At 68.3% G+C, this 23,968-nt stretch carries 32 protein-coding genes and 1 tRNA gene; 12 read left to right on the forward strand and 21 right to left on the reverse strand.

Features of this window, described 5'->3' with window-relative positions:
• Positions 1–1,084, forward strand: a 1,084-nt coding sequence (locus tag AP234_RS11550) for a DUF2786 domain-containing protein (protein WP_152990375.1), incomplete at its 5' end; no start/stop codon positions are given.
• On the opposite strand, the gene AP234_RS11555 is transcribed toward AP234_RS11550, so the two are convergent.
• Together AP234_RS11555 and AP234_RS11560 are read right to left on the reverse strand one after the other, a co-directional pair.
• Positions 1,085–1,552 (reverse strand): anthrone oxygenase family protein, encoded by a 468-nt coding sequence (locus AP234_RS11555; RefSeq protein ID WP_200926433.1) that lies wholly within the window; start codon positions 1,550–1,552, stop codon positions 1,085–1,087.
• A gap of 182 nt (positions 1,553–1,734) precedes the next feature.
• Positions 1,735–2,259, reverse strand: a complete 525-nt coding sequence (locus AP234_RS11560; protein WP_055479578.1) for a DinB family protein — start codon at positions 2,257–2,259, stop codon at positions 1,735–1,737.
• 448 nt (positions 2,260–2,707) lie between these two features.
• On the opposite strand from AP234_RS11560, the gene AP234_RS11565 reads away from it, so the two are divergent.
• Positions 2,708–3,253: an RNA 2'-phosphotransferase gene (locus AP234_RS11565; protein WP_055479579.1), complete on the forward strand. Its 546-nt coding sequence runs from the start codon at positions 2,708–2,710 to the stop codon at positions 3,251–3,253.
• Positions 3,254–3,270: 17 nt separating this feature from the next.
• Here the strand turns inward: AP234_RS11565 and AP234_RS11570 are convergent, their stop codons facing one another.
• The 3 genes from AP234_RS11570 to AP234_RS11580 form a co-directional block, all read right to left on the reverse strand.
• Positions 3,271–4,203 (reverse strand): HNH endonuclease, encoded by a 933-nt coding sequence (locus AP234_RS11570; RefSeq protein WP_055479580.1) that lies wholly within the window; start codon positions 4,201–4,203, stop codon positions 3,271–3,273.
• Positions 4,204–4,359: 156 nt separating this feature from the next.
• On the reverse strand, positions 4,360–4,839 hold the full coding sequence (locus AP234_RS11575; RefSeq protein WP_055479581.1) for a nitroreductase family deazaflavin-dependent oxidoreductase: 480 nt from the start codon (positions 4,837–4,839) through the stop codon (positions 4,360–4,362).
• Between the two features lie 77 nt (positions 4,840–4,916).
• Positions 4,917–5,540 carry a TetR/AcrR family transcriptional regulator gene (locus AP234_RS11580; protein WP_055479582.1) on the reverse strand — a complete coding sequence of 208 codons (624 nt, stop codon included), beginning with the start codon at positions 5,538–5,540 and terminating at the stop codon, positions 4,917–4,919.
• A gap of 216 nt (positions 5,541–5,756) precedes the next feature.
• Here AP234_RS11580 and AP234_RS11585 point away from each other — a divergent pair, with 216 nt between their 5' ends.
• Entirely contained in the window at positions 5,757–6,053 is a 297-nt protein-coding gene (locus AP234_RS11585; RefSeq protein WP_055479583.1) for a HesB/IscA family protein, read from the forward strand.
• A gap of 53 nt (positions 6,054–6,106) precedes the next feature.
• Here the strand turns inward: AP234_RS11585 and AP234_RS11590 are convergent, their stop codons facing one another.
• From AP234_RS11590 to AP234_RS11595, 3 genes are all read right to left on the reverse strand, one after another.
• Positions 6,107–6,334 carry a hypothetical protein gene (locus AP234_RS11590; RefSeq protein ID WP_055479725.1) on the reverse strand — a complete coding sequence of 76 codons (228 nt, stop codon included), beginning with the start codon at positions 6,332–6,334 and terminating at the stop codon, positions 6,107–6,109.
• A 58-nt stretch (positions 6,335–6,392) separates the two neighbouring features.
• Positions 6,393–6,548: a hypothetical protein gene (locus tag AP234_RS37655; RefSeq protein WP_162842197.1), complete on the reverse strand. Its 156-nt coding sequence runs from the start codon at positions 6,546–6,548 to the stop codon at positions 6,393–6,395.
• Between the two features lie 146 nt (positions 6,549–6,694).
• Entirely contained in the window at positions 6,695–7,045 is a 351-nt protein-coding gene (locus tag AP234_RS11595; protein ID WP_235558115.1) for a hypothetical protein, read from the reverse strand.
• 99 nt (positions 7,046–7,144) lie between these two features.
• On the opposite strand from AP234_RS11595, the gene AP234_RS11600 reads away from it, so the two are divergent.
• A complete protein-coding gene (locus AP234_RS11600) occupies positions 7,145–7,969 on the forward strand; it encodes an SDR family oxidoreductase (protein WP_055479585.1) in 825 nt (274 codons plus the stop codon).
• A 73-nt stretch (positions 7,970–8,042) separates the two neighbouring features.
• On the opposite strand, the gene AP234_RS11605 is transcribed toward AP234_RS11600, so the two are convergent.
• From AP234_RS11605 to AP234_RS37910, 4 genes are all read right to left on the reverse strand, one after another.
• Positions 8,043–8,633, reverse strand: coding sequence for a Dps family protein (locus tag AP234_RS11605; RefSeq protein WP_055479586.1), 591 nt, complete (start codon positions 8,631–8,633; stop codon positions 8,043–8,045).
• A 236-nt stretch (positions 8,634–8,869) separates the two neighbouring features.
• Positions 8,870–9,241, reverse strand: a complete 372-nt coding sequence (locus tag AP234_RS11610; RefSeq protein ID WP_055479587.1) for a hypothetical protein — start codon at positions 9,239–9,241, stop codon at positions 8,870–8,872.
• Positions 9,242–9,250: 9 nt separating this feature from the next.
• The gene (locus tag AP234_RS11615) at positions 9,251–9,619 is read right to left on the reverse strand and encodes a roadblock/LC7 domain-containing protein (protein WP_055479726.1); all 369 of its coding nucleotides are present in this window, start codon (positions 9,617–9,619) and stop codon (positions 9,251–9,253) included.
• 41 nt (positions 9,620–9,660) lie between these two features.
• A complete protein-coding gene (locus AP234_RS37910) occupies positions 9,661–10,239 on the reverse strand; it encodes a hypothetical protein (RefSeq protein ID WP_200926435.1) in 579 nt (192 codons plus the stop codon).
• A 220-nt stretch (positions 10,240–10,459) separates the two neighbouring features.
• Between AP234_RS37910 and AP234_RS11625 the strand changes: the two genes are divergently transcribed.
• The gene (locus AP234_RS11625; RefSeq protein WP_055479588.1) at positions 10,460–10,957 is read left to right on the forward strand and encodes a DUF523 domain-containing protein; all 498 of its coding nucleotides are present in this window, start codon (positions 10,460–10,462) and stop codon (positions 10,955–10,957) included.
• On the opposite strand, the gene AP234_RS11630 is transcribed toward AP234_RS11625, so the two are convergent.
• Positions 10,954–12,180, reverse strand: coding sequence for a DUF4032 domain-containing protein (locus AP234_RS11630; protein ID WP_200926437.1), 1,227 nt, complete (start codon positions 12,178–12,180; stop codon positions 10,954–10,956). The two genes, AP234_RS11625 and AP234_RS11630, sit on opposite strands and share 4 nt — an antisense overlap.
• A gap of 70 nt (positions 12,181–12,250) precedes the next feature.
• On the opposite strand from AP234_RS11630, the gene AP234_RS11635 reads away from it, so the two are divergent.
• Positions 12,251–12,508 (forward strand): 4a-hydroxytetrahydrobiopterin dehydratase, encoded by a 258-nt coding sequence (locus AP234_RS11635; RefSeq protein WP_055479589.1) that lies wholly within the window; start codon positions 12,251–12,253, stop codon positions 12,506–12,508.
• Between the two features lie 19 nt (positions 12,509–12,527).
• Here AP234_RS11635 and AP234_RS11640 read toward each other — a convergent pair whose 3' ends face one another.
• Positions 12,528–13,370, reverse strand: a complete 843-nt coding sequence (locus AP234_RS11640) for a spermidine synthase (RefSeq protein WP_055479590.1) — start codon at positions 13,368–13,370, stop codon at positions 12,528–12,530.
• 33 nt (positions 13,371–13,403) lie between these two features.
• On the opposite strand from AP234_RS11640, the gene AP234_RS11645 reads away from it, so the two are divergent.
• Positions 13,404–15,074, forward strand: a complete 1,671-nt coding sequence (locus AP234_RS11645) for a penicillin-binding transpeptidase domain-containing protein (RefSeq protein ID WP_055479591.1) — start codon at positions 13,404–13,406, stop codon at positions 15,072–15,074.
• Between the two features lie 181 nt (positions 15,075–15,255).
• Positions 15,256–16,536 (forward strand): L-lysine 6-transaminase, encoded by a 1,281-nt coding sequence (gene lat / locus AP234_RS11650; RefSeq protein ID WP_055479592.1) that lies wholly within the window; start codon positions 15,256–15,258, stop codon positions 16,534–16,536.
• A 110-nt stretch (positions 16,537–16,646) separates the two neighbouring features.
• Here the strand turns inward: lat and AP234_RS11655 are convergent, their stop codons facing one another.
• The 5 genes from AP234_RS11655 to AP234_RS11665 all read right to left on the reverse strand — a co-directional run bounded on the left by AP234_RS11655 (position 16,647) and on the right by AP234_RS11665 (position 19,156).
• Complete coding sequence (locus AP234_RS11655) at positions 16,647–16,871, reverse strand: LuxR C-terminal-related transcriptional regulator (protein WP_055479593.1); 225 nt, start codon at positions 16,869–16,871, stop codon at positions 16,647–16,649.
• A gap of 168 nt (positions 16,872–17,039) precedes the next feature.
• Positions 17,040–17,528, reverse strand: coding sequence for a YetF domain-containing protein (locus AP234_RS11660; RefSeq protein WP_055479594.1), 489 nt, complete (start codon positions 17,526–17,528; stop codon positions 17,040–17,042).
• A gap of 53 nt (positions 17,529–17,581) precedes the next feature.
• Positions 17,582–17,773: a hypothetical protein gene (locus AP234_RS38555; RefSeq protein ID WP_235558116.1), complete on the reverse strand. Its 192-nt coding sequence runs from the start codon at positions 17,771–17,773 to the stop codon at positions 17,582–17,584.
• Positions 17,774–18,097: 324 nt separating this feature from the next.
• Positions 18,098–18,640 (reverse strand): hypothetical protein, encoded by a 543-nt coding sequence (locus AP234_RS36145; protein ID WP_152990364.1) that lies wholly within the window; start codon positions 18,638–18,640, stop codon positions 18,098–18,100.
• Positions 18,641–18,775: 135 nt separating this feature from the next.
• Positions 18,776–19,156: a cupin domain-containing protein gene (locus tag AP234_RS11665; RefSeq protein WP_055479595.1), complete on the reverse strand. Its 381-nt coding sequence runs from the start codon at positions 19,154–19,156 to the stop codon at positions 18,776–18,778.
• Between the two features lie 146 nt (positions 19,157–19,302).
• Between AP234_RS11665 and AP234_RS11670 the strand changes: the two genes are divergently transcribed.
• The 4 genes from AP234_RS11670 (at position 19,303) to AP234_RS11680 (ending at position 23,013) form a co-directional block, all read left to right on the forward strand.
• The gene (locus AP234_RS11670) at positions 19,303–20,760 is read left to right on the forward strand and encodes a PLP-dependent aminotransferase family protein (protein ID WP_055479596.1); all 1,458 of its coding nucleotides are present in this window, start codon (positions 19,303–19,305) and stop codon (positions 20,758–20,760) included.
• Between the two features lie 149 nt (positions 20,761–20,909).
• A complete protein-coding gene (locus AP234_RS39490) occupies positions 20,910–21,056 on the forward strand; it encodes a hypothetical protein (RefSeq protein ID WP_431998474.1) in 147 nt (48 codons plus the stop codon).
• A gap of 3 nt (positions 21,057–21,059) precedes the next feature.
• Positions 21,060–22,238, forward strand: a complete 1,179-nt coding sequence (locus tag AP234_RS11675) for an MFS transporter (protein WP_055479597.1) — start codon at positions 21,060–21,062, stop codon at positions 22,236–22,238.
• A 19-nt stretch (positions 22,239–22,257) separates the two neighbouring features.
• Positions 22,258–23,013: an SDR family oxidoreductase gene (locus tag AP234_RS11680; RefSeq protein WP_055479598.1), complete on the forward strand. Its 756-nt coding sequence runs from the start codon at positions 22,258–22,260 to the stop codon at positions 23,011–23,013.
• A 188-nt stretch (positions 23,014–23,201) separates the two neighbouring features.
• On the opposite strand, the gene AP234_RS11685 is transcribed toward AP234_RS11680, so the two are convergent.
• Positions 23,202–23,274 (reverse strand) — tRNA-His (locus tag AP234_RS11685).
• A gap of 91 nt (positions 23,275–23,365) precedes the next feature.
• Positions 23,366–23,962: an oligoribonuclease gene (gene orn, locus AP234_RS11690; RefSeq protein ID WP_055479599.1), complete on the reverse strand. Its 597-nt coding sequence runs from the start codon at positions 23,960–23,962 to the stop codon at positions 23,366–23,368.
• Between the last annotated feature and the right edge of the window lie 6 nt (positions 23,963–23,968).

The raw sequence follows: 23,968 nt of genomic DNA on the forward strand, positions 1-23,968 counted from the left end.
GCTCGCCATGCTGAACGACCATGTGACGTTCGCCTGGCGCAACGGCTGGCAGCCCGCCGACGTGATCAGGATGGTGGGGCGGGAGCACGACGCCCGGCACGTGCGGCTGGCCACCGACGCCATCGCCGCGGAGATGCGCGGCTACGCACCGGCCACGGTGGACGAGCGCTGGCTGGACCAACTGGCGGCGTTGGAGGCGAGGGTCTGGTGGCGGCAGGATGACGAGTACCTGCGCGAGGACGGCGACCGCCTCGGCATGGTCACCCGCGTCCTGCAGCTCATCGTCCTCCTCGCCGCCCTGCCCCGGATCGAGCGGCTGTGCCCGCCGCCGGGCGGGGCCCGCCGTACGGCCAGGCCGGCGGGCCGAGCCGTCGATGAGCGGATGCTGGCCCGGGTGCGGGCGCTGCTGGCGAAGGCCGAGTCGACCGAGTTCGAGGCCGAGGCGGAGACGTTCACCGCCGCCGCCCAGTCGTTGATGGCCCGTCACAGCATCGATGCCGCGCTGCTGGCCGCCGAGGCGGAGGACCGGTCGGCCGCGGACGGGCCGGAGGGGCGCCGGTTGGGGGTCGACGCGCCCTATGAGGCGCCCAAGGCGATGCTGCTGGACGTGATCGCCACGGCGAACCACTGCCGGGCCGTCTGGAGCCGCCACCTCGGGTTCGTCACCGTGCTCGGCTTCCCCGCCGATCTCGCCGCGGTGGAGGTGCTGTTCACCTCCCTGCTGGTGCAGGCGACCACGGCGATGCGGCTCGCGGGCTCCCGCCGGGACGGCCTGGGCCGGTCCAGAACCCGGTCGTTTCGGCAGTCGTTCCTGGCCGCCTACGCGCAGAGGATCGGCGAGCGGCTCGGCGAGGCCGCCGGAGAGGCGGTTCAGCAGGCGGCGGCCGAGACCGGCAGGGACCTGCTGCCCGTGCTCGCGGCCCGGGACCGGGTGGTCGAGGAGGAGGTCGAGAAGATGTTCCCCGATCTGAACATGGTCGCCGCCGGTGCGGTCAGCAATCGCGAGGGCTGGCTCTCCGGCCGGGCCGCCGCCGATCAGGCCGTCCTGGACGTACGCGCCGAAATCACCGATCAAGGTGCCTGACTACAGGGCCAGGGCCCAGCACAGGCAGCCGAAGGCGGCGGTGGAGGTGAGCGTGCGGACGAGGTTCCAGCGCACCCAGGGTGTCTCGAAGCCCCGGCGCACCGACGCGGGGTCGGCGACCTGGGCGGCGTCGCCCGCGGCGTCGAGCCGGTTGTTGAGCGGGATGTTCACCGCGAAGGTGATCATCAACGTCAGCATGTGGAACACGAGCCCGGCCAGGACCAGCGGCATGACCGGACCGTCGTCGAAATGCATGACGAGGGTGATCGCGGTCAGCAGCGGCCCGCCGACGAAGCCGAGGGCGAACCAGCCGTTCTGGATTGCCGTGTTGATCCGCTGCATCACCTCGATGAAGGTCCGGTCGTCGACCCGGCGCAGCGCGAGCATGACCGAGCAGGAGTAGGCGTAGAACAGCCCGGCGACAAGGCCCGTCGTGATCGTCGCGAGCAGCAGCGTAAGAGCCGACATCGATGGCATCCGTCCTCCGGGCTGTTCGAACCGTCTTTCAGGATATGATCACAGGAGACGCGATATTACTCAAAATCTGGCACTCGCCGGTGCCGGCCTGCCCTACCGGGCGGACGGTGGACGGTGGACGGATGGCCGGGAATCGGTGCGGCCGGGTCGCCCCGCGGCCGTGTGACCGAGGATCAGACGACGGCTCCGGTCGCGCCGTCGGTCAGTTCGCGGAGGATGTCCGCGTGCCCCGCGTGGCGGGCCGTCTCCTCGATCATGTGCACGTAGATCCAGCGCAGCGAGACCTGGCCCAGCTCCGCTTGGGGCACGACGTGGTCAAGGGAGAACCGGGCGGCGATCCGGCGAGAGTCGGCGCAGGCCTCGCCGTACACCGCGACCAGAGTTTCGACCGTGTCCTCCGCGTCGAGCGCGAAGCTGCCGTCGGCGTCCTCCTGGGTGGGCGGCGGGCCCATGGCGGGATCTTGGGCGAGCACCCGGCGGAACCAGTTCCGTTCGACGATCGTCAGGTGCTTGAGCAGTCCGCCGAGCGTGGTCGACGACGGCACGTGCCTGCGCCGTATGTCCTCGTCGGACAGGCCCAGCGCCTTGCGGGCGACCATCGCACGGTGGAAGTCGAGAAACGCCTCCAGCACCTCGCGTTCGCCACCCGTGAGGACCAGCAACGGCGGAAGCGTGGGATCGATGGACGGATTCGTCATCTCCTCACCCTACGAAGCTCCACCACGCCTTTGCCGTGCCGCCTGCCCTCGGCCGGCCACGGCCACCGCCCTTTGTGCGCACTCCGGGCATTGTGAATATCTGGGGCATTCGACATTTACTTCTCGTATTTTTTTACAATTCATCCGCGACAGATGTTGCTGTCCTCTGGAAAGTCATGAGAGAATTAGGACAGATTTTCGAATGGCGAGATTCGGTGTGGAGGGGAGCAGGTTTGTGAAACATGTGGTGGTCCGGGCGGGTGCGGACATCCGAGCCGGCCCGCCGAGCCGGGTGCGCCTCCTGACTCGGACAGGGCCGGCACCGCGCGGCCGCGGCCGCGATGCCCGGCGTCACGCCGACGGCCCGGCGACTGCACGAGACACTCGCCACCGGTGCGCGCTCAGCGTGCGATGACCTCGGTAATACTCTTGGCCGGAGAGGAGGGCGATGGACGAACGGCGGCTGGTGAGGATTTCCAAATATCTCGCCAAGCACCTGCGGCACCGGCCCGAGCGCATCGGGATCGAGCTGGACGAGCACGGCTGGGTGAACGTCGACGTGCTGCTGGAGGCCGCGTCCTCCCACGGGTTTCCGATTTCCCGGGTGGAATTGGAGCAGGTGGTCGCCGACAACGACAAGCGGCGATATGTGATCGAAGGAGATCGGATCCGGGCCAGTCAGGGGCATTCGGTGCCTGTCGATCTCGCTCTGCCGATGGTCGAGCCACCCCCGTTCCTCTACCACGGCACGGTCGTTCACAGCGTGGCGGCGATCCGCGGCGAAGGTCTGCGGCGCATGTCACGCCATCACGTCCACCTGTCTCCGGATCGCGAGACCGCCACGCGGGTGGGGGCGCGTAGAGGGAGGCCGGTCGTCCTCGTCGTGAACGCGGGAGGGATGTACGCGGCAGGGTACGAGTTCCGAGTCAGCGCCAACGGCGTCTGGCTGGTGGATCACGTCCCAGTCGGCTTCATCCGCTTCCCAGCCGGTTAACCGACGGGGCAGCCGCCTCAGGCCCTGAGGAACACCTCGTCCAGATGCCATTCGAGGGCCTCACGATCGGGGCGGTCGCGAGGTCGGCCAGGAACGTTGATCTCCTGCCCGGCCCGGCGATAGAACTCCTCGCCGTTCCCGAACTCGGCCCGCAGTCGCGGGCTGACCACCAGCCGATGCCGGGGATCGACCGCCAGGTAGCCGCGATCGAACAACGTGTGCACATCGGAGCGGAGCAGGAGTCCGTTGTCCAGACGGTGCTCGCCGCCCGCCGTGACCGGGCGGATGTGGGCCGCCTGCAGGACCGGCCGGATCCGGTCACCGGTGATCGCGCAGCGCCGTTCGTAGGCGTGCAGGACCACGGCCTGGAACGCCTGCTGGCCGAGGCGGCGCGGGGCCAGACGGGGATCGCCGAAGACCGGCCCGTCGCGGTGCCACGGCTCGGACAGGTCGATTTCCACACCGATCCCGATCCGGCCGAGCAGATCATGGAAGTAGCCGGCGGCCGGGTGGCCGGCCAGGTCGTAACTCTTGCCCTGCACGATGTTGGAGGCGAAGTCAGGCGGCGGCCCGGCGACTCGGTCGTCCGGGAAGAAGAAGACGTCGCGGATGATGACGCAGCCGATGACCGGGTCCTCTCCAATGACCATCGGCTGTTTGCGGTACTTTCCCACCTGTTGTCGCATATCGGCCAGGCTCGCGGCACCGTTGCCCTGGCCGAAGAACTCCCATGCCTCAGAAATGCGAAGGGGTGCGAAGCCGCTGAAGAAGCCGCCGCCGACCACGCGGTTGTGCGGGTGGTGGGTCTTGAAGAAGAACGGCTCGCCGTGGTCGATCGCGCGGAACTCCCGAGCGCCGGAGGGTCGCCAGAAGTTCACCTCGGTGAGGGTCGGGCGAGCGGAAAGGAACCGGTACCAGCTTTCGTCAGTCACCCCGACGTATGCCTTCACACCGGCAATTGTGCCCACACTTGATCAAACCCGCCAGAGGGTCTTGTGCAAGGGATGCGTTGGCACGGTAGGGAGTAACTCCACCAATGGCCCTGCTCGATAATCATTGAGAGGGCTGTGGGCTATGCCGAACCGCGGAGACCCGACACTGAGCTGTTATCCGCCAGGCCGGGGAGTGAACCGGATGAACGGGACGTGTCTGCCGACTTCACGATAATCCTCTACGCTCCCATCGACCATGAATCCCATGATCTTGCAGAGGCGACGTGCGGCGACAGGATGGCGTGGGGCATAGCGCGCCATGATCTCTGCCGCCTCCTCGGCGGGAAGTTCTGTCGCGGTCACCGGAATCGACCGTCGACCGAGCTGAATGACCACATCCGGATTTTTCATGACATTTCGATACCAGTTGGCGCGCTTGCCGAAGCCGGAGGCGGTTACGTAACCACGCTGGTCGTGCTCGACCACCTCGATGACGGCCTGCCGTCGTTCGCCGGAGACACGGCCCACGTGGTTGAGCAGCATGAGGCGGTTGCCGAACAGACCGCCCAACCCCAGCCGATACATACGGATGGGCAGCCGCCAGAGGATGCGGCTCAGGCCGCTCGGTGGTTCGGGCTTTTTGACGATTTCCATCGTTCGTCCCTTGTAGTCTGTGGTTTTCCAGGGTGGTTCCCGCGCCGGACCGGTGGCGCAGGGCGGGCGTGACCACGTCACGCGTGATGAGCCGTCCGACCGGATTCCGCCTGGCCGGGCTCCGTCAGGTCCGCGAGCGCGGCCAGCGCCTCGCCCACGGGTAGGTCGGAATCGAGCAGGTAGTGCAGCATGAGCCCGTCCACCAGCGCCGCGATCAACGTGGCCACTCCGGTGCTCCGGCCTGGCGGCCGGCCCGGATGCAGCTCGTCCAGTCGATCGGCGACCTGTGTGCGGACGTCTCGCAACTGGTCGCGTAGGACCTCGCCCAGCGCCGGATCGCGCATCGCCCCCTCGATCAGCGCCACGGCCAGCCGGAGCGTCCGTTCCTCGCCCGCCGTCTTCGGCAGCAGCGCACCGAGCATCGCCAGCCCGGCTCGCTCGTCAGGGGCGCTGAGCAGCTCGGCGACCAGCGGGTTCATGACCATGTCCCCGGCCCGGCGGGCGACCGCCGCATGCAGGCCGCCGAGCCCGCCGAAGTGGTAGTGGATCAGACCGGGGTTGACGCTTGCCCGTTCGGCCACACCGCGCGTGGTGACCGCCGGCCATCCACCCTCGGCCAGCAACGCGATGCCGGCATCGATCAGTCGCTCCCGTTGCCGTTGCCCTTTCGGGGAAATTGGTCGATCGACCAAATTGGTCATACGACCAAATTAACACGCGATCCGCACCCCGGCAAGATCGCCACGTGAACTCCTGAGTGCCCTCGGCGACCCTTTGTCCGGGAAGAGCCGGCGATCTCCTCGTATGGCGCTCCCAGCACGTTTGTGGCCGTCTGACGCGGCGTGGGAGTGGGTTTTCCCGGCCGGTGGGTAGGGGCCGGTTCTGCGGGTCGGTCCGAGTAGTCGAGGAGCTTGCCGGTGCTGACGATGACGGAGAACGCCGTCGAGGCGATTCGCGATCTGATGGTGGGGGAGTCGCTGCCGGAGTGGGCGGGGCTGCGCATCGCCGCGAAGCGGGATGAGGAGAATGCGCTCGAATTCTCCCTGGCGAGCACGGCTTCGTCCGGAGACCGGGTCGTCGAGAAGGCGGGGGTCCGGGTTTTCCTGGAGCCGGAGGCCGCGGCGATCCTCGAGAACAAGATCCTCGATGCGGAGCTCGACGCCAAGGGGCGGCGGACCTTCAGGCTGATCGGGCAGCAGACGGCGCCGCAATGACCACCGTGGGAGGCGGCCCCTCCGGAGACTTCCCTTCGGGGCCGCCTTCGACGTCACCGTTGCCAGGCCGGCTCCGACTGCCGGTCGTAGTGTTCGAAGGCCGTGGCCAGGCCCTGGCACACCTCGGCCGTGGTCTCGAACAGCGCCTGCGCCTTCGGCTCGTCGATCTTCAGTACGTCCTCCCGGGCGTGCTCGGCCACCTCGGTCAGCATGTCGTGCAGCCGGGCCGTGTGTCGGCGCGGGTCGTTCTCCGGGTAGGCCGCCGCGTCATGCTCGGTCATGGTGATCCCTCCCTGGACGTTGCCGAAGACGTCAGGCGGTTCCGTCAGGGGGTCGCGCTCATACCGCGGTTTCCGCCGCCGCATGAATGTTGTCGGCGGCCTGCTCCGGGCTGATGTGCGCGGCCTCCGCCGCCAGTCGCAGATCCTGCCGGGTGATGTTGGCCGGGTTACCGTGGTCGTCGTCGGGCTCACCGCAGCCGCAGCTCAGACACATCCTCAATCGCTCCTTCCGGTCGGCACGCCTCCGATGTACCCGGCGCACGGCAGTGAAACGGCAACGCGGAGGGCAGAAGACGGCAGGCGCGAACCGTCGGATGCGCCCGGCCGAGCCGTACGGCACGGCCGTCGACGGCCTCGTCCTCACCCGGCTCGTGGGGGCTCCCCGGACCCCGGGAGATCGCGTTCCGGCGCGTTCTCGCTGCCGAGGGTGGTGTCGGCGAGCACCTCGTCCGGCACCTGACCCGTCGGCGGCTCGCCGACGGTCCCGCCGGGTCCGCCGCCGCCGGTGGTGCCGATGCCGCCACCGACCCGGCCCGCGATGTCGGCGTCCGCCTTCTCCTTCGAGCCCTTCCTGGTCGCCCGGATGCCGGGCGTGCGGTTCTCGAACCGGGGATCGTCCTGTGCGTTCGTGGCGAGTTCCTCGGCGAGTTCCTTCGGGCTCTTCTTCTCCCCACCCATGTCCCGGGCCCTACCCGGTGCCAGAACCGCCATGCCCGGGTCCGCCGGATGGAACCCTTTCGCTGGGGAATGCTCCATTCGTCGCCCGCACGCTCACGAGGAGGTTGTGACGGCGGTGGAAGGGGGCGTTCCATGAGCAGCACCGCCGCGCCGGTGGCGCGCTTCGACTACGACAGGGTGGCGATCGTGACCGGGGCCGACTCTGGGATCGGGAAGGCGACCGCGGTGGCCCTCGCGGCGCAGGGCTTCGGCGTCGGCATCACCTATCACTGCGATGAGGACGGCGCGCGGGACACCGCTGCGCAGGTGAGCGCCGCCGGGCAGCGCGCCGCCGTACGACGGCACGACCTGACCGACCCGGTGGTCGCGGCCGGGGTGATCGACGAGCTCGCCGAGGAGCTGGGCGGGCTCGGAGTGCTGGTCAACAACGCCGGCACGGGTACGGCCGAGCCGCTGCTGGAGACCGACTACGACCGATGGCGGTCCGTGCTCGCCGTCGACCTGGACGGCCCGTTCCTGTGCTCGCAACGCGCGGCCCGCAGGATGATCGAGCGTGGGGCCGGCGGGCGGATCGTCAACGTGACGAGTGTCCACGAGGAGTACCCCCGGCTCGGGGCCGGGCCGTACTGCGCCGCCAAGGGCGGCCTGCGCCTGCTGAGCCGTACGTTCGCGTTGGAACTGGCCAGGTACGGCATCACGGTCAACGCGGTCGCGCCCGGAGAGATCGCCACGCCGATGACCGGCCAGGAGGACCGGCCGCCGAGGCCGGGCAGCCGTCCGGGATATCCGCTGGGACGTCCGGGCGACGCTCGCGAGGTGGCCGCGGTCATCGTCTTCCTCGCCGGTCCCGCCTCCTCCTATATCACCGGCGCGACGCTCTTCGTGGACGGCGGGCTCGTGATGATGGGCCCGCAGGCCGCCGGCGACATCGAACGGGACATCTGGTCCTCGGCTTGACGCCGAGAACCGGATTTCCACGGCGACGGCCGGGGTGGATCCGGAAACGGATCCACCCCGGCCGCGGTCCCGCTCAGGCGTGTACGAGCGGGGTGTCCACGAGGTGCTCGGCGAGGAACCACGCCTGGAGCTCCCCGGTGCGGATGACGTCGGAGACGAGCAGGTCGTTGGTCCCGTCGTCACCCTTCTCCGCGGTTCTGGCGGCGGCGTCGTGTGCGGCGACCAGGATCGTCTCGTGGGCCTCGAGGAGCCGGGAGAGCATGGCGGGCACCTCCTCCACGCCGTCCGGCGGCCGGGGGATCACGGTCATCTCCGCCACCTGCCGCGGATCGCCGACCGCGACGCCGCCGAGGGTCTGGATCCGCTCCGCGATCTCATCGATGATCTTGATCTGCTCGCTCGCGTGCTTGTCGAGGAGCTGGTGGAGTTGGTAGAAGGTCGGGCCTCGCATCAGCCAGTGGTGCTTCTTGTAGAGGCTGTAGAGGATCTGGGAGTCGGCCAGGATCTGGTTGAGCCGCTGGCACGAGTAGTCTCTCGTCTCCCGGCTCATGCCGACCGGAAAGTCGCGTACCGTCCCGAATGCCTGGATCTCGACCCCCTGCTGGTGCAGCCACGGCTGGCTCTCGCCGCGCTGCTGGGCGTGGGCGGAAGGCTTGACAGCCAAGGCGTCTCTCCTCACTTCGGGGATGGATGTTGTGAGTGTTTCACTCCAGATGTCTGCAAGACCTCTGCTAAGTGCCCAGCTATAGGCGTTTATCACCCAATAGAGGATCGATCTCTGGTCAAATCGGTGACCATCGCCGGTGGCGGCCGCCGAGTCTCCCTCCCCGGTCGTCGGTCCCGGGGTCGTGGTCGGATCGACGGAGGCCGCGCCCGGCCGACCCACGCCGATCCCGGCGATCAGACCTCCAGCCGCTTCTCGATCCCGCGGAGCTGGTGGCGGGCCATCGCCAGGTTGGCGCGGCCACGGTCGAGGGCCAGGTAGAGGAACAGCCCATTACCGCTTCGGCCGGTGATCGGGCGGATCAGGTGATATTGGGTGCTGAGCGTGATGAGGATGTCCTCGATCCCCTCCTTGAGCTGCAGCGCCTCGATCGCGCGCAGCTTGGCCTTCACCACCTCGGTGTTGGCCGCCGCCGCGATCTGGAGATCGAGCTGTTTCGAGCCGCCGAGGGTGCCCAGCGCCATCCCGCTGCCGTAGTCGACCACGGCGGCGCCGAGCGCACCGTCGATCGAGAGCATTTCCTTGAGCGAGATGTCCATGTTCGGCATGTTCTTCTCCTATTTGCGGTCGATGATGGCGGCCAGTTTGGCCGCCGTCTTCCGGCCCTCGATCCGGAGCAGGCCGAGGTTGGCCCCGGGCCCGGCGAGAACGGTGAGGACGAGCTTGCGGCCCGCGGCGTAGCAGGCGGTGTGCCCCCGGCTGCCGGAGATGAGGGTCTCCTCGAAATCGCCGACCCCGGCGAGTTCGGTCATCCGGCGGCTCAGCGAGAGCAGCGCGGAGGTGAGGGCAGCCGTCTGCTCGGTCTCGGCGGCCAGATCCGTCGTCACGAGCATGCCGTCCACCGTGCAGGCGAGCACGCCGGTGATCTCCGGTGCGCGGTTCCTGAGCAGGACGAGCTCCTCGTGCACGTCGTGGCGCAGATCCATCGGGACAGCCTTTCCGGTTCGCTTCAGCCAGGTGCGCACGATCACGGCAGCGCCTCCAGCGCGGCGCGCAGCCTGATGAGCAGCCTCACGTCGGCGGGCACCTCTCCCGCGATCTCGTCCGGGGCCCCGCCCGAGATCGGGGATGCGATCTCGGGCGGGATTCCGGCCGTGATCCCGGCCGGCGGCCGGCGCGGCGGAGGCCGTGGGACGCGCCGCGGCAGTGCCGGAGCGGTCTCTGCCTCGTCCGGCCGGCGGTCGTGCATCCGGTGGGCGAGCGTTTTCAGCCGCCGCCGGGCCAGGGCGAGGTTGGCGCGTTCCAGGTCGAGGCGCAGACAGAGCAGCAGCGGCCCGTCCGCCACCATCTCCACGGGCCGGATGAGGTGGTAGCTCGTCTCGGTCGTGATGATGGCGTCCTCGATCCGGTCGGTCCTGCCGGTGGACGCCAGGGCGATCCCGTCGAGCATCGCCCGGAACGCCCCCGTCATCCCGGCCGCCGCCCGCATCGGGTCCGGTGTGCCCTCCACCGCCACCGGAGTGCCGCTGGCGTGGTGCACGAGAACCGCGTGCAGGGCACCCGGGATGGACATCGCCTCCGACAGGCAGTCCTCGATCCGGATCACCGGCAACTCCTCGCAGGTCCGCCGATTCAGCCCGGACCACATTAGAGGAGCAACCAGTGATCACCCGATTACCTGATATGTGATCAGATAGACCCTTTATTCACGAAGAGTAAGGATTGTTAGCCCGAGAATAGTAATTCACCTTCCTGAATTATTTTCATATTTTCTGCCGTCGCCGGGTCGTGCCGGGCATGGACGGCGGGCGTACAGAATGGGAGACATGGAACGGATCCTGGTCAGCGCGTGCCTGCTCGGCAGCCGGGTGCGGTACGACGGAAGGGCCAAGACCAGCGACGACGAGATTCTCGCCAGATGGCGGGAGGAGGGGCGGCTCGTCCCGTTCTGCCCCGAGGTCCAGGGCGGGCTGCCCGTTCCCCGGCCGCCCGCCGAGATCGAGGGCGGCGCGGGCGGCGCGGCCGTACTGGCGGGCACCGCCCGCATCCGCACCCCGGACGGTGGCGACGTGACCGACGCCTTCCTGCTGGGCGCCAGGCGGGCCCTGGCCGCCGCCACGTCGTCCGGGGCGAGGCTGGCGATCCTCAAGGAGGGCAGCCCGTCGTGCGGGTCCCTGCGGATCTACGACGGCACCTTCGGCGGACGGACGACGCCCGGCCGGGGGGTGACCACGGCACTGCTGGAACGCAGCGGCATCCGGGTCTTCGGCGAGGACCGCATCCCGGAGGCCGCCGCCTACCTGGCCCGCCTCCTCGACGGCTAAGCAGAGGGCTGATCGGAGGTCGTGATGACGGCGTTCTCGTCGGGTTTGAACACCAGGACGTTGGCCACGTAGGACCGTACCGCCGCCGTCACGCCGACATCATGGCCCGCCGCCTCGGACATGAACCAGCGGTGGTCGAGCACCTCGTGGAAGAGCTGGGCGGGCTCCAGCTTGCGCCGCAGCTCGGCGGGGACCGCGTTCACCACCGGCTGGAACACCTCGGCGAGCCAGCGGTGCGCCACGATCGCCTCGTCCTCGTGGCGCAGACCGTTCGACACCCGGTAGGAGTCGAGGTCGTTGAGCAGCCGCCTCGCCTGGTTCTCCTCGACGTCGAGCCCGGTCAGCCGCAGCAGCCTGCGCTGGTGGTGGCCGGCGTCCACCACCTTCGGTCGTACGATCAGGCGCGAGGTGCCGGCCTTGCGGCGCACCATCATCTCGGCGACGTCGAAGCCGAGCGAGTTCAGCCGGCGGATCCGCTGGTCGACCCGGTGCCAGTCGACCTCGTCGATGATCTCGTCCTGGGTCAGCTCGGTCCACAGCCGTTCGTACCGCTCGACGAGCTGCTCGGCGAAGGCCAGCGGGTCGACGGTCGGGTGGAGCAGCCCGCCCGCCTCCAGATCCAGCATCTCGCCGTAGATGTTGACGTGCGCGACCTCGATGTCGTGCGTCCGCTGGCCCTCGCTGATGGCCGGGTGTAACTCGCCGGTCTCGGCGTCGACCAGATAGGCGGCGAACGCCCCGGCGTCCCGCCGGAACAGCGTGTTGGACAGCGAGCAGTCGCCCCAGTAGAAGCCGGTCAGGTGAAGCCGTACGAGCAGGACGGCCAGCGCGTCCAGCAGACGGGTCAGCGTGTCGGGCCGGACCGTCCCAGACAGCACGGCCCGATAGGGGAGGGAGAACTGCAGGTGCCGGGTGATCAGCGCCGAGTCCAGCTCGGAGCCGTCGGCGGCGCTCCGCCCGGTCACCACCGCCACGGGCTCGACCGACGGGGCGTCGTGGCGGGCCAGGTCCCACAGCAGGCGGTACTCGCGCTTGGCGTACCGCTCGCTGATCTCCTTGATCGCGTAGACGCGCCCGCTCAGTCTGGCGAAGCGCACGACGTGCCGGGAGATGCCGCGCGGCAAGGTCACCAGGTGGTGCTCCGGCCACTCCTCCAGCGGGAGTTCCCACGGGAGGCGGATCAGATCGGGATCACCGGGTGCGCCGATCATCTGCAGGGGCATCGCTTGCTCCGTTTTCTGTTGGGGGAGTGCCGGGTTGGCAGGCTTTCCTGGTTCATGGTCTCGTGGGGATATGAACGACGTTTCCGACTGGCGGCGGGATGGCGACACCATCCGCAGGACCGTGGTCGCCCCCGACTTCCGTACGGCCATCGCGATCGTGAACGACATCGCGGAGCAGGCCGAGGCGATGAACCACCATCCCGACATCGACATCCGCTGGCGCACCCTGCACCTGGCGCTGACCACTCACGACGCCGGGGGCCTCACCGAGCTCGACTTCAGGCTCGCAGCCCGCATCGATGCCATCGTCGCCGACCACCAGGTCTGACCGGGTCTGCCCGGCACGTCTAATCGAACAGGTCGGGTGGTGGCACGGGGGTGAGCACGGCGTCGCCGTCGCGGATGGGGCGGGCGCCCGCGATCAGCCGGGTCAGGTCCTCGCCGGACACGCATCTGGCCGGTACGGCGCCGCCGGCGGCCCTCCTCGTGATCGGGCCGATGGGCAGCTCGGCGGGGGAGGCGGCCACGATCAGGTTGCCGAACCGGCGGCCCCGGAAGATGCCCGGCTCGGCCAGCAGCGCGACGTGCCGGAAGGCCCCGCCGATCGTGGCCACGACCCGCTTGACGAAGGCGAGGCCCTTGCCGTCGGCCACGTTGGCCAGCAGGGTCCCGTCCGGGCGCAGGATGCGGGCGACCTCCGCCATGTACTGCGCGGTGGCGAGCTCCACCGGCATCGTCGCGCCCGAGAAGGCGTCCAGCACGAACAGGTCGGCGAAGCCGTCCGGGAGCCCGGCGGCGGCGCTGCGGCCGTCCAGGACGCGGACCTTCAGCCTGGGCACCGACTTGAGCCGGAGCTGGTCGCGGACGAGCTGCACCAGCCCGGCGTCCGGTTCCACCACGAGGTGTCGCGATCCCGGCCGCTTCGCCGAGATGTAGCGGGGGAGCGTGCAGGCGCCGCCGCCGATGTGGACGGCGTCGAGGGGGCCCTCGGGCAGGCAGTCGATCACTTCGGCCATCAACTGGACGTAGGTGAAGTCGAGGTATGTCGGATCGCTCAGATCCACGTACGACTGCGGGACGCCGCCCATGGTGAGCAACCACCCGTCCGGCCGATCGAGGTCACGCAGGAGCTCGACCTCCCCGAAGGTCACGGGATAGCGGCCCGAAAGGGGTTCTTTTTCCCTTGCCACCCCATATCTCCTCTCACGTGATATGAGAACCGTATGCGGAACCGGGCCCTGCTCGCCCTGATCACGGTCGCGGCCACCATTTTCGTCTCCGGCGTGGTCGGCCTGATCGTGTCCGGCGGGCAGAACTCCACGGCCACCCAGTCTCAGGCGGGGCCCTCCGCCCCGGCCGACGGCCCGGCGGCCGCCGAGTCGCCGCCGACGCTGGAACTGCTGACCGAGCCCGACGGCTCACCCCGGGAGATCGCCGATGCCTATCTGAGGGCGTGGTCGCGCGGCGACTTCGAGGCGATGCGCGAGATGGTGGACGATCCGCCCGGTGACTTCGTCGCCAGGCACCGGGATGTCGAGGACGCCCTGCTGTCGTCCGCACGGTTCACCCCCGAGGCGCCCGTGACCAGGGGTGACGACACCGCAACGTTTGCGGACGACACCGCCGAGGTGCCCTTCACACAGGAGCGCGCGGTGCCGGGCTACGGCACCTGGACGGTCCGGTCCACGCTGCGCCTCGCCGTACGGGACCTCACCTGGAAGGTCGTCTGGACGCCCGCCGTCGTGCACCCGGATCTCGCCGAGGGCGGGCAGATCGTACGGGTCACCAGCCCGGCGCCGCCACAGGGGCCGGTGACCCGCGAGGGACGGCCCTTCCCCAAGGACAGCTGGGCCGGTGACTACCTCACCCGCCTGTCGTCCGTCATCTCCGGGGGCGCCGGCCTTCCGACCGAGGGGACGGACGCGGCCTGGGCGATCCGGCTGGAGAACCCCGGGCAGCCGGCCAGGCCCCTGATCGAGCACAGGCCCAAGCCGGCGAAGCAGTTCAAGACGACGGTCGAGTGGGCCACCCAGGCGGCGGCGGCGCGGGCGCTCGACGAGGTCGGGCATCCGGCCGCCCTGGTCGCGGTGCGGCCGTCCACGGGCGAGATCCTCGCGGTGGCCGACCGCCTGGGGGAGCGGGGGGCGTTCGAGCACAAGTACGCCCCGGGGTCGACGTTCAAGACGATCACGGCCGCCGCGCTGCTCGAAGCCGGGGTCACCCCGGACACTCTCGTGGAGTGCCCGGCCGCCTACCAGATTCCCGGATACCGTTCGATCCCCAATTACCAGGGCGAGGACCACGGGACCGTGACGCTGCGGCAGGCGTACGCGCTGTCGTGCAACACCTCGTTCGTCCGCCTGACGATCGAGCGGCTGAACGGTGACGTGCTGGTCGAGCAGGCCCGGCGGTTCGGATTCGGGGTGCCGATCGAGACCGGCATCGGCGGCACCTGCGGCAGCCTGAGCCATCCGGAGAACCCCGACTCCCTGGCCGAGGACTCCTTCGGCCAGGGCACCGTCGAGGCGACCCCGCTCTGTATGGCGCTCGTGGCGGCCGCCGTGCGCAGCGGGGAGTGGCATCCGCCGCGGCTGGTCGACACGCCGGAGGTGGCCGCCGCCCAGCCGGAGACCGTGGCGCTCCAGCCGGGCGTGGCCGATGGGCTGCGCACGATGATGAGCGCGGTGGTGACCGAGGGGACGGCGGCGGGCGACGGCCTGCCCGAGGGGACCGCGGGCAAGACCGGTACGGCCGAGGACTGGCAGGGCGGCCCCGATCACGCCTGGTTCATCGGATATCGCGGGGACGTCGCCTTCGCCGTGTTCGTCGAGCACGGCGGCACCGGCGCGAGCGCAGCGGCCCCCATCGCCGCCCGCTTCCTCCGGGCGCTGTAGCCGTAACCCCGGTCGTCCCCCGGGCTTTGCCCGGCCGTGCCGTACGGCAGGCCGACGCCGCCGGCTCCTTCCCTCCCGGTATGAAAAATGTTCGCCAGAAGTCACATCTAGCTAGAAACTCTTCACAATTAACCCGGTACGTGAGGGAATAGTGTTGTCAGCGGCGAACTGTGGAGGTGACATGGATCCCAGCGCTGTGCACGGCGCACTCTCACGGCATCTGCTGGTCGACGGTTACCGGCTGGTGCTCGATCTGGACAGGAGCGCGGGTTCCTGGCTGGTCGACGCCCGGAACGGCAGGCGATATCTGGACTTCTACACGTTTTTCGCGTCGTCGCCGCTCGGCATGAACCCCTTCGCCGACGACCCGGAGTTCCTGGAGTCGCTCGGCCGGGTGGCGGCGAACAAGCCGGCGAACTCCGACCTCTACACCGTGGAGCTGGCCGAGTTCGTGGCGGCGTTCCAGCGGGTGCTCGGCGATCCCGAGCTGCCGCACCTGTTCTTCGTCGAGGGCGGCGCGCTGGCCGTCGAGAACGCGCTCAAGTGCGCCTTCGACTGGAAGAGCCGCTGGAACGAGGCCCACGGCCGGCACCCCGGGCTCGGCACCAGGGTGTTGCACCTGACCCGGGCCTTCCACGGCCGCAGCGGTTACACGCTCTCGCTCACCAACACCGACCCCGTGAAGACCGACCGGTTCCCCAAGTTCGGCTGGCCCCGGATCGACGTCCCCGCGATCCATTTCGGGGATGTCGAACGGGCGGAGGAACGCGCGCTGGCCCAGGCCAGGGAGGCGTTCGCGCGATTCCGTCATGACATCGCCTGCTTCATCGCCGAGCCGATCCAGGGTGAGGGCGGCGACAACCACATGCGCGCCGAGTTCCTCCAGGCGATGCAGGCGCTCTGCCATGAGAACGATGCCCTGTTCGTTCTCGACGAGGTCCAGACCGGGGTCGGCCTGACCGGCACGCCCTGGGCGTACCAGCAGCTCGGCCTGGCTCCCGACATCGTCGCCTTCGCCAAGAAGGTGCAGGTCGGCGGCATCATGGCGGGGCGCAGGGTCGACCTGGTGCCCGACAACGTCTTCGCGGTCAGCGGCCGGATCAACTCCACCTGGGGCGGCGGCCTGGTCGACATGGTGCGCTCCCGCCGGATGCTGGAGCTCATCGAGCGCGACGGGCTGATCCCGAGGGCGGCCATCCTGGGGGAGAAGCTGCTCGGCGCGCTCCAGGGGCTGGAGGCCGACGGCCTCGTCGCCAACGCGCGGGGACGCGGGCTGATGTGCGCCTTCGACGTGCCCGATCCCGCCACGCTGGTGGCCCGGCTCCGCGAGGAGGAGAACATCCTCGTCCTGCCGTGCGGCGAGCGGTCCGTACGGCTGCGCCCCGCGCTGTCCGTCCAGCCCGAGGAACTTGAGCACGGCCTGGCAGGCCTGCGTCAGGCGCTCAGCCGTCACCCCGGCTGAGCCGATGCCGGGCGCTCGGTCCCGGCCTGCCCCGGGGCGGTACGGCCTCGCGCACGGACGGGACCGAGCGCCGGCCTGGGGCGTTCCCGGGGCGGCGCGGGGTCACGGTGTCAGGTGTCGGTGTCCTCGGCCGCCTCCAGCCAGCGGCCGATCGCGGTGACGCGCGACTCGACGCCGAGCTTGGCGTAGATGCGGTTGACGTGGTTCTTCACGGTCTTCTCGCTGAGGAACAGGCGCTGGGCGATCTCGCCGTTGGAGTGACCGGTGGCGATCAACTCCATGACTTCGGCTTCCCGCTTGCTGAGCCCCATTCCGGTACGGTCGTCGACTCTCATCAGGCCTCCGTCGAAGAGGTCAAAGATCGCCTCCCCCCGCGGCGGTTGACAGCGAGCATAACCCCCAATCGCCAACTTTGGGGGCAATGGGGCCTGACTAACTTGCGTAAGATCGTCGGGACCGGCCGCCGGGGTCGGCTCGGGCACCGCCGGGTCGGCACGGAGATCCTACGCCTGATCGTCGTCGTCCCGCTTGTGCACGCTCACCCGGCCGTCGGGTTCCAGCACCACGTCCAGCTCGCTCAGCTCCTCCGTTCCCTGCTCGCGCAGGTGCGCCATCAACTCGTCCTCGGTGATGAGTTCGCGCCGGAGGTTGCGCCGGTCGAGCCGGCCGTTCCTGACGAGGACGCGTGGCGGGGGTTTCACGATCCGGGCGACCGCGGGCCAGCGGAAGGCGGCGGCGTCCAGCACGATCGACCAGCCGACGATCGTCGCCACGAGGAGCAGTCCGTCGGAGATCGAGCGATACTCGCCGGCCATCGCGTTCTGGGCCGCGTCGGCGATGATCACGATCACGATCAGGTTGGTGGTGCTGAAGGAGCCGACCTCGCGCCGGGGAGTGAAGCGAAGCATGAAGAAGATCGCCAGGTAGACGACGGTGCCCCGGATGAAGATCTCCGGTAGTGGTGTGCCCGGAAGGAAGACGTCGTTCCACATCTCCCTCCCCTTCCCTGAGGGCGGCGCTCAAGTCAGGGGAGATCGCCGTGACGTCACCGGTCTTCGGGCGCGGGCTCGGCGGCCTCCACCTCGAAGGTCACATATCCCTTGCCTTCGCAGTCCTTGCACCGTTCTTCGACACCCGCGGTCCCGGCCCGGCCGTTGGCGATCGCCATCCGGTAGATGACGACGCGTCCGGGTCCGTGACAACCGGGGCAGATCGCATTGTGTTGCCTGTTCGGCATGGGGCGGCCGCTCCCTGGGATGTTAGGAACGAGCAGGGGGTCGAACACCAGGTTAACGGCGGGACCACCGGGGCCGCGACCGAACGTGATCGATGCGTGACCTAGTGTGCTCCGCCGCCGTCGCATCCCGAATCGAGACGGCTCGAACTTCTCTCACTGCCTCCGGGATCGACAGTCTGGTGGGCGACTACCTCGCTGGTGTGGCCATCGAGGAGTTGGCTGAGCGATACGGTCATGCCCGAAGCGGTCTGCCGCTACGACGTGGACTAGAGCATCGCCGCCGCTGCGGAAACCTGAGCGGCCGCTGGTCGTGTGACTGTCGTGCTACTTGTGGGAGCCTGCGGTCGTTGGACGGTAGGCCTCTTCCTGCACGGCGTGCGCTAGTACGAGCTTCAGGGCGAGGATCGTCGGGAACCATCCCCAAAAGTCAGGTGCCGGAAGGAACGACGCGACCACGGCGACACACGCGCACGCTCCGAGGGCGACTGGTCGCTGAAGGTATAGGGGGACACTTCGGACGAGGACGACTGACCCCAGTATGAGGAGGTACCAAGTAAGCCCCCACCACCAGATGCGTGGCTCGTACAAGAGACCGACAACTATCGGATGCATGTGAGCCGATGTGAACGCGACGGGGCGTCGAACCAGCTTGGCGGCAGTGGTGCGGCCGGTCGAAGGCACATGACGGAAATGATCCCGCTTAGCTGAGTTCAGGCCATTCGCGACGACACCGCCGATCACGTCGAAACAGACAAGGGCGGCAACCCCGTATTGCAGGGTGTTCCACGCCGCCCCCTGCCGCCATGCGACCAACACGACCAGTACGGCACCAACAGCGCCGACCCCCGACGCGACGGTCTTCTCCATCACGGTCGCTCCGGCGCCAAAGAGTGCGCTCTTCCGCTCCGGAGCAGGCGTGGACCACTCAGGCTCGTCTGAAGTCGGGGGCTTACTGTTCATTTCTCACTTCCGTGTTACCCCGCGTCGCGGTCAGGGTGTCGCCTATCCGATCTCGGCCTCGGCCTGGTCGTCGTCGTCCACTTGAAGAGCGGTGGACTGCTGGTTCCCAGCCGTGTGCTCAGCCGGTCCGAAGATCACAAGAACCGTGAGATCCCGATCGATGTCGATGAAGCGGTGCTCCTCTCCAGCTGGGACAAAGACCACGCTGCCACATTCGACTTCGACGCTGCCCTGAGGCGTCCAGAGTCGGCCGTGCCCGCCGAGGACCACGTACACCTCGTCCTCGGTGTGGGGATTCTGAGGATCACGGCCACCCGCCGGGATTGAGTAGGTGCCGAGACTAAGGAAAGGGACCCTGAGATGCTCCCTGTAGGTGGCGCCGTCACCCGCCAAGAAGAGCCCGGCATCCGTGAGCACCTTCATCGCAGGACCCACCCCTCCAGAGGCATGCCTCCGCGCGTCGACCGGGCAGGAGCAGGGACATCGTGCCTGAGATCGGACGGCTGCATGTGACCATCCAAACCCACTCAAGTCGGCTAGTGACCGATCCACTTCGGCATAGTGGACTGGTGTCCGTTGCCCGTGGTGGCCGTCTATCGGCCCGAACCCTGCTGACTCTCCTCGGCGAGTGGGAGGGCTCCTCGCCGACGTACGCAGCCCTGGCCGCTCGGATTCGTCTGCTGATCACTGATGGCCGGATCACCGTGGAGACTCGACTACCCGCGGAGCGCGAACTCGCCGCCGTGCTTGGCCGCAGCCGCGCCACGATCGTCGCTGCCTACCAGGCGCTTCGAGACTCCGGACACTTGGTCAGCACGCACGGCTCAGGAAGTCGCGCGACACTGCCTCACATCACCGGTCACACATCCTCGCCCGACCAAGGGGTCGACTTCGCGCGAGCCGTCCCGCCTCCGATCGAGGGTCTCGAAGAGCTCCTGGCCACGATGTCGTCAACGATCACCAAGGCTTTGAGCGGTCCGGGATTCGATCTACTAGGAAACACCGGTTTGCGAGAGGCGATCGCCGACCGGTACACGGAACGTGGTCTGGCGACCTCACCGGAACAGATCGTCGTCACCATGGGTGGGCAGCATGCCATCGCTCTCGCGGCGCACGCGCTGGTCCGGCGCGCCGATCACGTGGTGATCGAGTCACCCACCTATCCCCATGCGTACGAGGCGCTGCGCCGGGCCGGCGCGCGACTGGACGTGACGCCGGTCACGCCCGACGGATGGGACGTCGACCACCTCGTCTCATTGCTCGATCACTTGCGACCAGCGCTGGCCTACCTCATTCCTGATTTCCACAACCCCACCGGTGCCTCGATGGCCCCCGAGGATCGTGCCCGAGTCGCCAAGGCGGCGCGGCGTAGTGGCACACTCCTCCTGATCGACGAGACGACCGCCGATCTATCGATCGACCGACCATGGGACGACGGCCCGTTCGCGCGTCACGCACGCGGTGTGGCCACCTCCTTCTCCGGCTCAGGCGTGATTACGATCGGCTCACTGAGCAAGTCGGTCTGGGGTGGCCTGAGGCTCGGCTGGCTGCGAGCGGACCGAAGTATGGTCCAGCGATTGGTGCAGGCCCGGCCAGCGGGTGATCTTGGTACGCCGCAACTTGAGCAGATGCTGGGGGAGCGCATAGTGCGGGCGCTGCCTGAGCTCCTACCGCGCCGTTCGGCACAGCTTCGGGTTCATCGGGACGTGCTGCGTCGCCAACTCGAACAACACCTACCGTCGTGGGAAGTCCCCAATGTGCAAGGCGGGCTGTCACTGTGGGTCGGGATGGACCGACCAGCCAGCTCCGCGCTCGCACTGCTAGGTCAATCACGAGGAATCTCCTTGTCGGCAGGCCCCAAGTTCACCATCGATGGTTCCCACGAGCGCTTTGTCAGGCTGCCATTCAGCGCCCCAGTCGAAGATCTCGCCAGAGGCATTCACATCCTGGCCGAGTGCTGGCAACAGCTCTCCGGAAGCTCGAGAGCCGGTCTGGGCGAACCGGTCGGGCCGCCCACGATGGTGTAGCGGCAACACAATCGTTCAAGACTCCTCGCCGTCGCCGTCTCTACAACTGAGTGGCAGCCGGACATGGCCGCCGGGCACGGAGCCCCTGGGGAGGCGTGGTGAACGAGAACGCGATTGGGTTCATCGGCCTGGGCGTCATGGGTCAGCCGATGGCGTTGAACCTGGCCAAAGCGGGAACGCCGCTGGTGGTTCGGAACCGGATACCAGAACGCTGCGCGCCCCCTGGCCGAGCTTGGGGCACAAGTGGCTTCGGACGCTCATGGAGTGTTCGAAGGCCTTGCGTGCCCGCACCGTGACTGATGTGCGAACGCGGTGACCCAGGCCGGCCCCATGGCCCGACCGCACTCGCAGGCCTGTGCGTCGTCGAGTTCGGCAGCTGGGGCGTCCTCTACTACACGCTTCCCGTGATCGGGACGACGATAACCACGAGTACGTCCTGGTCGCCGCCGGCTGTCCCAGCTATCTACACCGCCACTCTTCTCACTGCCGCGGCATCGGGATCGTGGGCCGGGCGCATGGTCGACAAGCACGGGCCGCGCCCGGTCATGGCAGGCGGTTCAGCCCTTGGCGCCGCGGCGCTCGCCTTGTCGGGCGCCACGTCATCGATAGTCCTGTTCACTGCGGCCTGGCTGGTCATCGGTGTCGCGCAGGCATGCACTCTCTACCAGCCTGCCTTCGCCGCGGCCGCGCGGTGGTTCGGCACGACGAGCAACCGGCCACTGACCATCATCACGCTGGCCGGAGGCATCTCTTCGACGGTGTTCGCTCCGGTGATCGCGGCGTTGGCCAAGGGGCTGGGCTGGCAGATCACGTTGGTTCTCCTGGCCTGCGGCTACTTCGCGGTTGTCTCGAGCGCGACAGTCTTGCTGTTGCGACTGCCGTGGCAATCGCCCACTCGGCAGGGACGAGATCACACGATGTTCGTGAATCAGATCGTCCGAAGCCGCGTCTTTCGCGACACCCGTCTAGCCCTTGCCCTGGTTGCGTTGGGCCTCTACGCCGTGACCTTGAACATGGTCCCTCTGCTTACAGAACTGGGCTTCGACTACGGCGCTGCGGCACTCGTCTTCGGGCTGATCGGCGCAGGGCAAATCCTCGGTCGGCTTCTCTTCCTGCCGTTGGGAAGGAGGGGCACGCCACGAAGCCGAACCGTTGTCCAGGTCACGGCCAGCGCGACGGTCATCGGACTACTCGCAGTCCTTAGCTCGCCACTCGTCCTTGTGGCGGCGGTCGCGGTTCTTGCCGGCGCTGTCCGCGGTGCTCACACACTGTCGGCGGCAACCGCTCTGACCGACCGTTGGGGCACGGACTCGTTCGCCACCATCCAAGGACGGTTCAATGTCCCAGTCGCCGGTGCCATGGCCATCGGACCTGCCGTCGGCGCATACGCGGCGCTTCTACTCGACTCATATCGCGCGGCCGCCGGACTGCTGGCTTGTCTCAGTCTGACGGCCATTTGGATCGCGCGGCGAACCTAGCAACGAGGAGACCATTCGCATGACGACAAACCGACCCCGTCCGGTGATCATCGTGACCGGAGGAAGCCGAGGAATCGGAAGACAAATCGTGGAGGACCTCGCTCGGAAGGGTCGCGGTGTGGTGTTCACGCACTCAGCCTCCGATCACGAGGCCGCTGAGGTCGAGCGAGCGTGCGGGGTGGAGGCTTCCGTGCGAGGCGTTCGTCTTGATATCACCGACCCCAATGCACCGGAGTACTTGTTCGATATCGCGGCCTCCAGCGGAACCATAGTCGGCCTGGTCAACAACGCCGGCGTGACCGGACCGCTGGGGCCGCTCGGCGCCCTGTCCGATGAGCAGTTGCGCCGTGTCGTCGACGTCAATCTGATCGCCACCGCGAGGCTGTGTCGTGAGGCAGTGCGGCGTTGGAGCGAGCGAACGAGTCATGAGCGACGAGACATCATCAACGTTTCCTCGATCGCCGCGCGCACCGGCTCACCCAACGAGTACGTCGTCTACGCAGCGACGAAGGCGGCTGTCGACGCTCTCACCATCGGTCTTGCAAAGGAGCTCGGACCTGCCGGCATCCACGTCAATGCCGTGCGCGCCGGCACCACGAACACGACGATCCACGCAAAAGCGGGTGATCCCGGCAGACCGCGCCGGATAGCCGAGGCCGTTCCGATAGGACGAGTGGCCGAGCCGAACGAGATCGCGACGGCTGTCACTTGGCTGCTCTCAGCGGAGTCCAGCTATGTCAGCGGTGCGCTGCTCGACGTCACCGGCGGCATCTGAAGGGATGCCGGGCCAGCAGCCAGATCCATATCTGTGCGGCTGCCGGTCCAGCTCTCCTGAGTGGACCTTGGTCCGCCCGACGCCGCTCCGAACCCCGAGGTTCAGCAGACGCCGTCGCGTCCCGATCCCGGTCCGGAGGGCAGAAAAGGCGATGGCCGATCCCGTTGGGACCGGCCATCGCCGCACCGGGTGAGTGATGGGACTTGAACCCACGACATCCAGGACCACAACCTGGCGCTCTGCCAGCTGAGCTACACCCACCATGTCCGCCCTGAGGCGTACGAAAGAAGTGTAGCGGCATTTTGGAGTCCGCGTGTCCACCGGTCGTCCGGCGGCCGGGAGCCCCGGCCGGTCAGGGGGTGGAGACGGACTCCGCGACCTCCCTGGCCGTGGCGGAGTCGGGTCCCGGCTGGGGCACGAAGACGGCCGCGCGGTAGTAACGCAGCTCCCGGATGCTCTCCACGATGTCGGCCAGGGCCCGATGCCCCCCCTGCTTCTCCGGCGCGGCGAAGTAGACCCTGGGGTACCAGCGCCGGGCGAGCTCCTTGACCGAGGAGACGTCGATCATCCGGTAGTGCAGGAATGCGTCCACCAGCGGCATGTCGCGCGCGAGGAACGCACGGTCGGTCGCGATCGAGTTGCCGCACAGCGGCGCCTTCTTGGGCTCGGCCACGTGGGAGCGGATGTAGTCGAGCACCAGGGACTCGGCCTCCGCGAGCGTCACCCCGGCCGCCAGCGCACGCAGCAGGCCCGAGGCGGTGTGCATCTCCCGCACCACCTCGGACATCTGCTCAAGCGTCTCGGCCGGGGGCTTGATGACGACGTCGACGCCCCCGTCCAACTGGTTCAGCTCGCCGTCGGTGACGACACAGGCCACCTCGATGAGCGCGTCACGGCCGAGGTCGAGCCCGGTCATCTCACAGTCGATCCAGACCAGTGGGTCAGTCATGGCTCA

This window comes from Sphaerimonospora mesophila, assembly GCF_001417795.1.
GTDB classification, from domain to species: Bacteria; Actinomycetota; Actinomycetes; order Streptosporangiales; family Streptosporangiaceae; genus Sphaerimonospora; species Sphaerimonospora mesophila.

Excerpts from the sequence above, each read along its gene's own strand:
- AP234_RS38555 (WP_235558116.1), bottom strand. The coding sequence starts at position 17,773 with ATGCCGAACAGGCAACACAATGCGATCTGCCCCGGTTGTCACGGACCC.
- AP234_RS11560 (WP_055479578.1), bottom strand. The coding sequence starts at position 2,259 with ATGACGAATCCGTCCATCGATCCCACGCTTCCGCCGTTGCTGGTCCTC.
- AP234_RS11630 (WP_200926437.1), bottom strand. The coding sequence starts at position 12,180 with ATGCCCCTGCAGATGATCGGCGCACCCGGTGATCCCGATCTGATCCGC.
- AP234_RS11600 (WP_055479585.1), top strand. The coding sequence starts at position 7,145 with ATGAGCAGCACCGCCGCGCCGGTGGCGCGCTTCGACTACGACAGGGTG.
- AP234_RS11610 (WP_055479587.1), bottom strand. The coding sequence starts at position 9,241 with ATGCCGAACATGGACATCTCGCTCAAGGAAATGCTCTCGATCGACGGT.
- AP234_RS36145 (WP_152990364.1), bottom strand. The coding sequence starts at position 18,640 with ATGGAGAAGACCGTCGCGTCGGGGGTCGGCGCTGTTGGTGCCGTACTG.
- AP234_RS11635 (WP_055479589.1), top strand. The coding sequence starts at position 12,251 with ATGAACGACGTTTCCGACTGGCGGCGGGATGGCGACACCATCCGCAGG.
- AP234_RS11595 (WP_235558115.1), bottom strand. The coding sequence starts at position 7,045 with ATGGCGGTTCTGGCACCGGGTAGGGCCCGGGACATGGGTGGGGAGAAG.
- AP234_RS11665 (WP_055479595.1), bottom strand. The coding sequence starts at position 19,156 with ATGAAGGTGCTCACGGATGCCGGGCTCTTCTTGGCGGGTGACGGCGCC.
- AP234_RS11655 (WP_055479593.1), bottom strand. The coding sequence starts at position 16,871 with ATGAGAGTCGACGACCGTACCGGAATGGGGCTCAGCAAGCGGGAAGCC.
- AP234_RS11625 (WP_055479588.1), top strand. The coding sequence starts at position 10,460 with ATGGAACGGATCCTGGTCAGCGCGTGCCTGCTCGGCAGCCGGGTGCGG.
- AP234_RS39490 (WP_431998474.1), top strand. The coding sequence starts at position 20,910 with ATGGCGTTGAACCTGGCCAAAGCGGGAACGCCGCTGGTGGTTCGGAAC.
- AP234_RS37655 (WP_162842197.1), bottom strand. The coding sequence starts at position 6,548 with ATGTGTCTGAGCTGCGGCTGCGGTGAGCCCGACGACGACCACGGTAAC.
- AP234_RS11675 (WP_055479597.1), top strand. The coding sequence starts at position 21,060 with ATGTGCGAACGCGGTGACCCAGGCCGGCCCCATGGCCCGACCGCACTC.
- AP234_RS11580 (WP_055479582.1), bottom strand. The coding sequence starts at position 5,540 with ATGACCAATTTGGTCGATCGACCAATTTCCCCGAAAGGGCAACGGCAA.
- AP234_RS11615 (WP_055479726.1), bottom strand. The coding sequence starts at position 9,619 with ATGGATCTGCGCCACGACGTGCACGAGGAGCTCGTCCTGCTCAGGAAC.
- AP234_RS11565 (WP_055479579.1), top strand. The coding sequence starts at position 2,708 with ATGGACGAACGGCGGCTGGTGAGGATTTCCAAATATCTCGCCAAGCAC.
- lat (WP_055479592.1), top strand. The coding sequence starts at position 15,256 with ATGGATCCCAGCGCTGTGCACGGCGCACTCTCACGGCATCTGCTGGTC.
- AP234_RS11590 (WP_055479725.1), bottom strand. The coding sequence starts at position 6,334 with ATGACCGAGCATGACGCGGCGGCCTACCCGGAGAACGACCCGCGCCGA.
- orn (WP_055479599.1), bottom strand. The coding sequence starts at position 23,962 with ATGACTGACCCACTGGTCTGGATCGACTGTGAGATGACCGGGCTCGAC.
- AP234_RS11645 (WP_055479591.1), top strand. The coding sequence starts at position 13,404 with ATGCGGAACCGGGCCCTGCTCGCCCTGATCACGGTCGCGGCCACCATT.
- AP234_RS11575 (WP_055479581.1), bottom strand. The coding sequence starts at position 4,839 with ATGGAAATCGTCAAAAAGCCCGAACCACCGAGCGGCCTGAGCCGCATC.
- AP234_RS11660 (WP_055479594.1), bottom strand. The coding sequence starts at position 17,528 with ATGTGGAACGACGTCTTCCTTCCGGGCACACCACTACCGGAGATCTTC.
- AP234_RS11680 (WP_055479598.1), top strand. The coding sequence starts at position 22,258 with ATGACGACAAACCGACCCCGTCCGGTGATCATCGTGACCGGAGGAAGC.
- AP234_RS11555 (WP_200926433.1), bottom strand. The coding sequence starts at position 1,552 with ATGTCGGCTCTTACGCTGCTGCTCGCGACGATCACGACGGGCCTTGTC.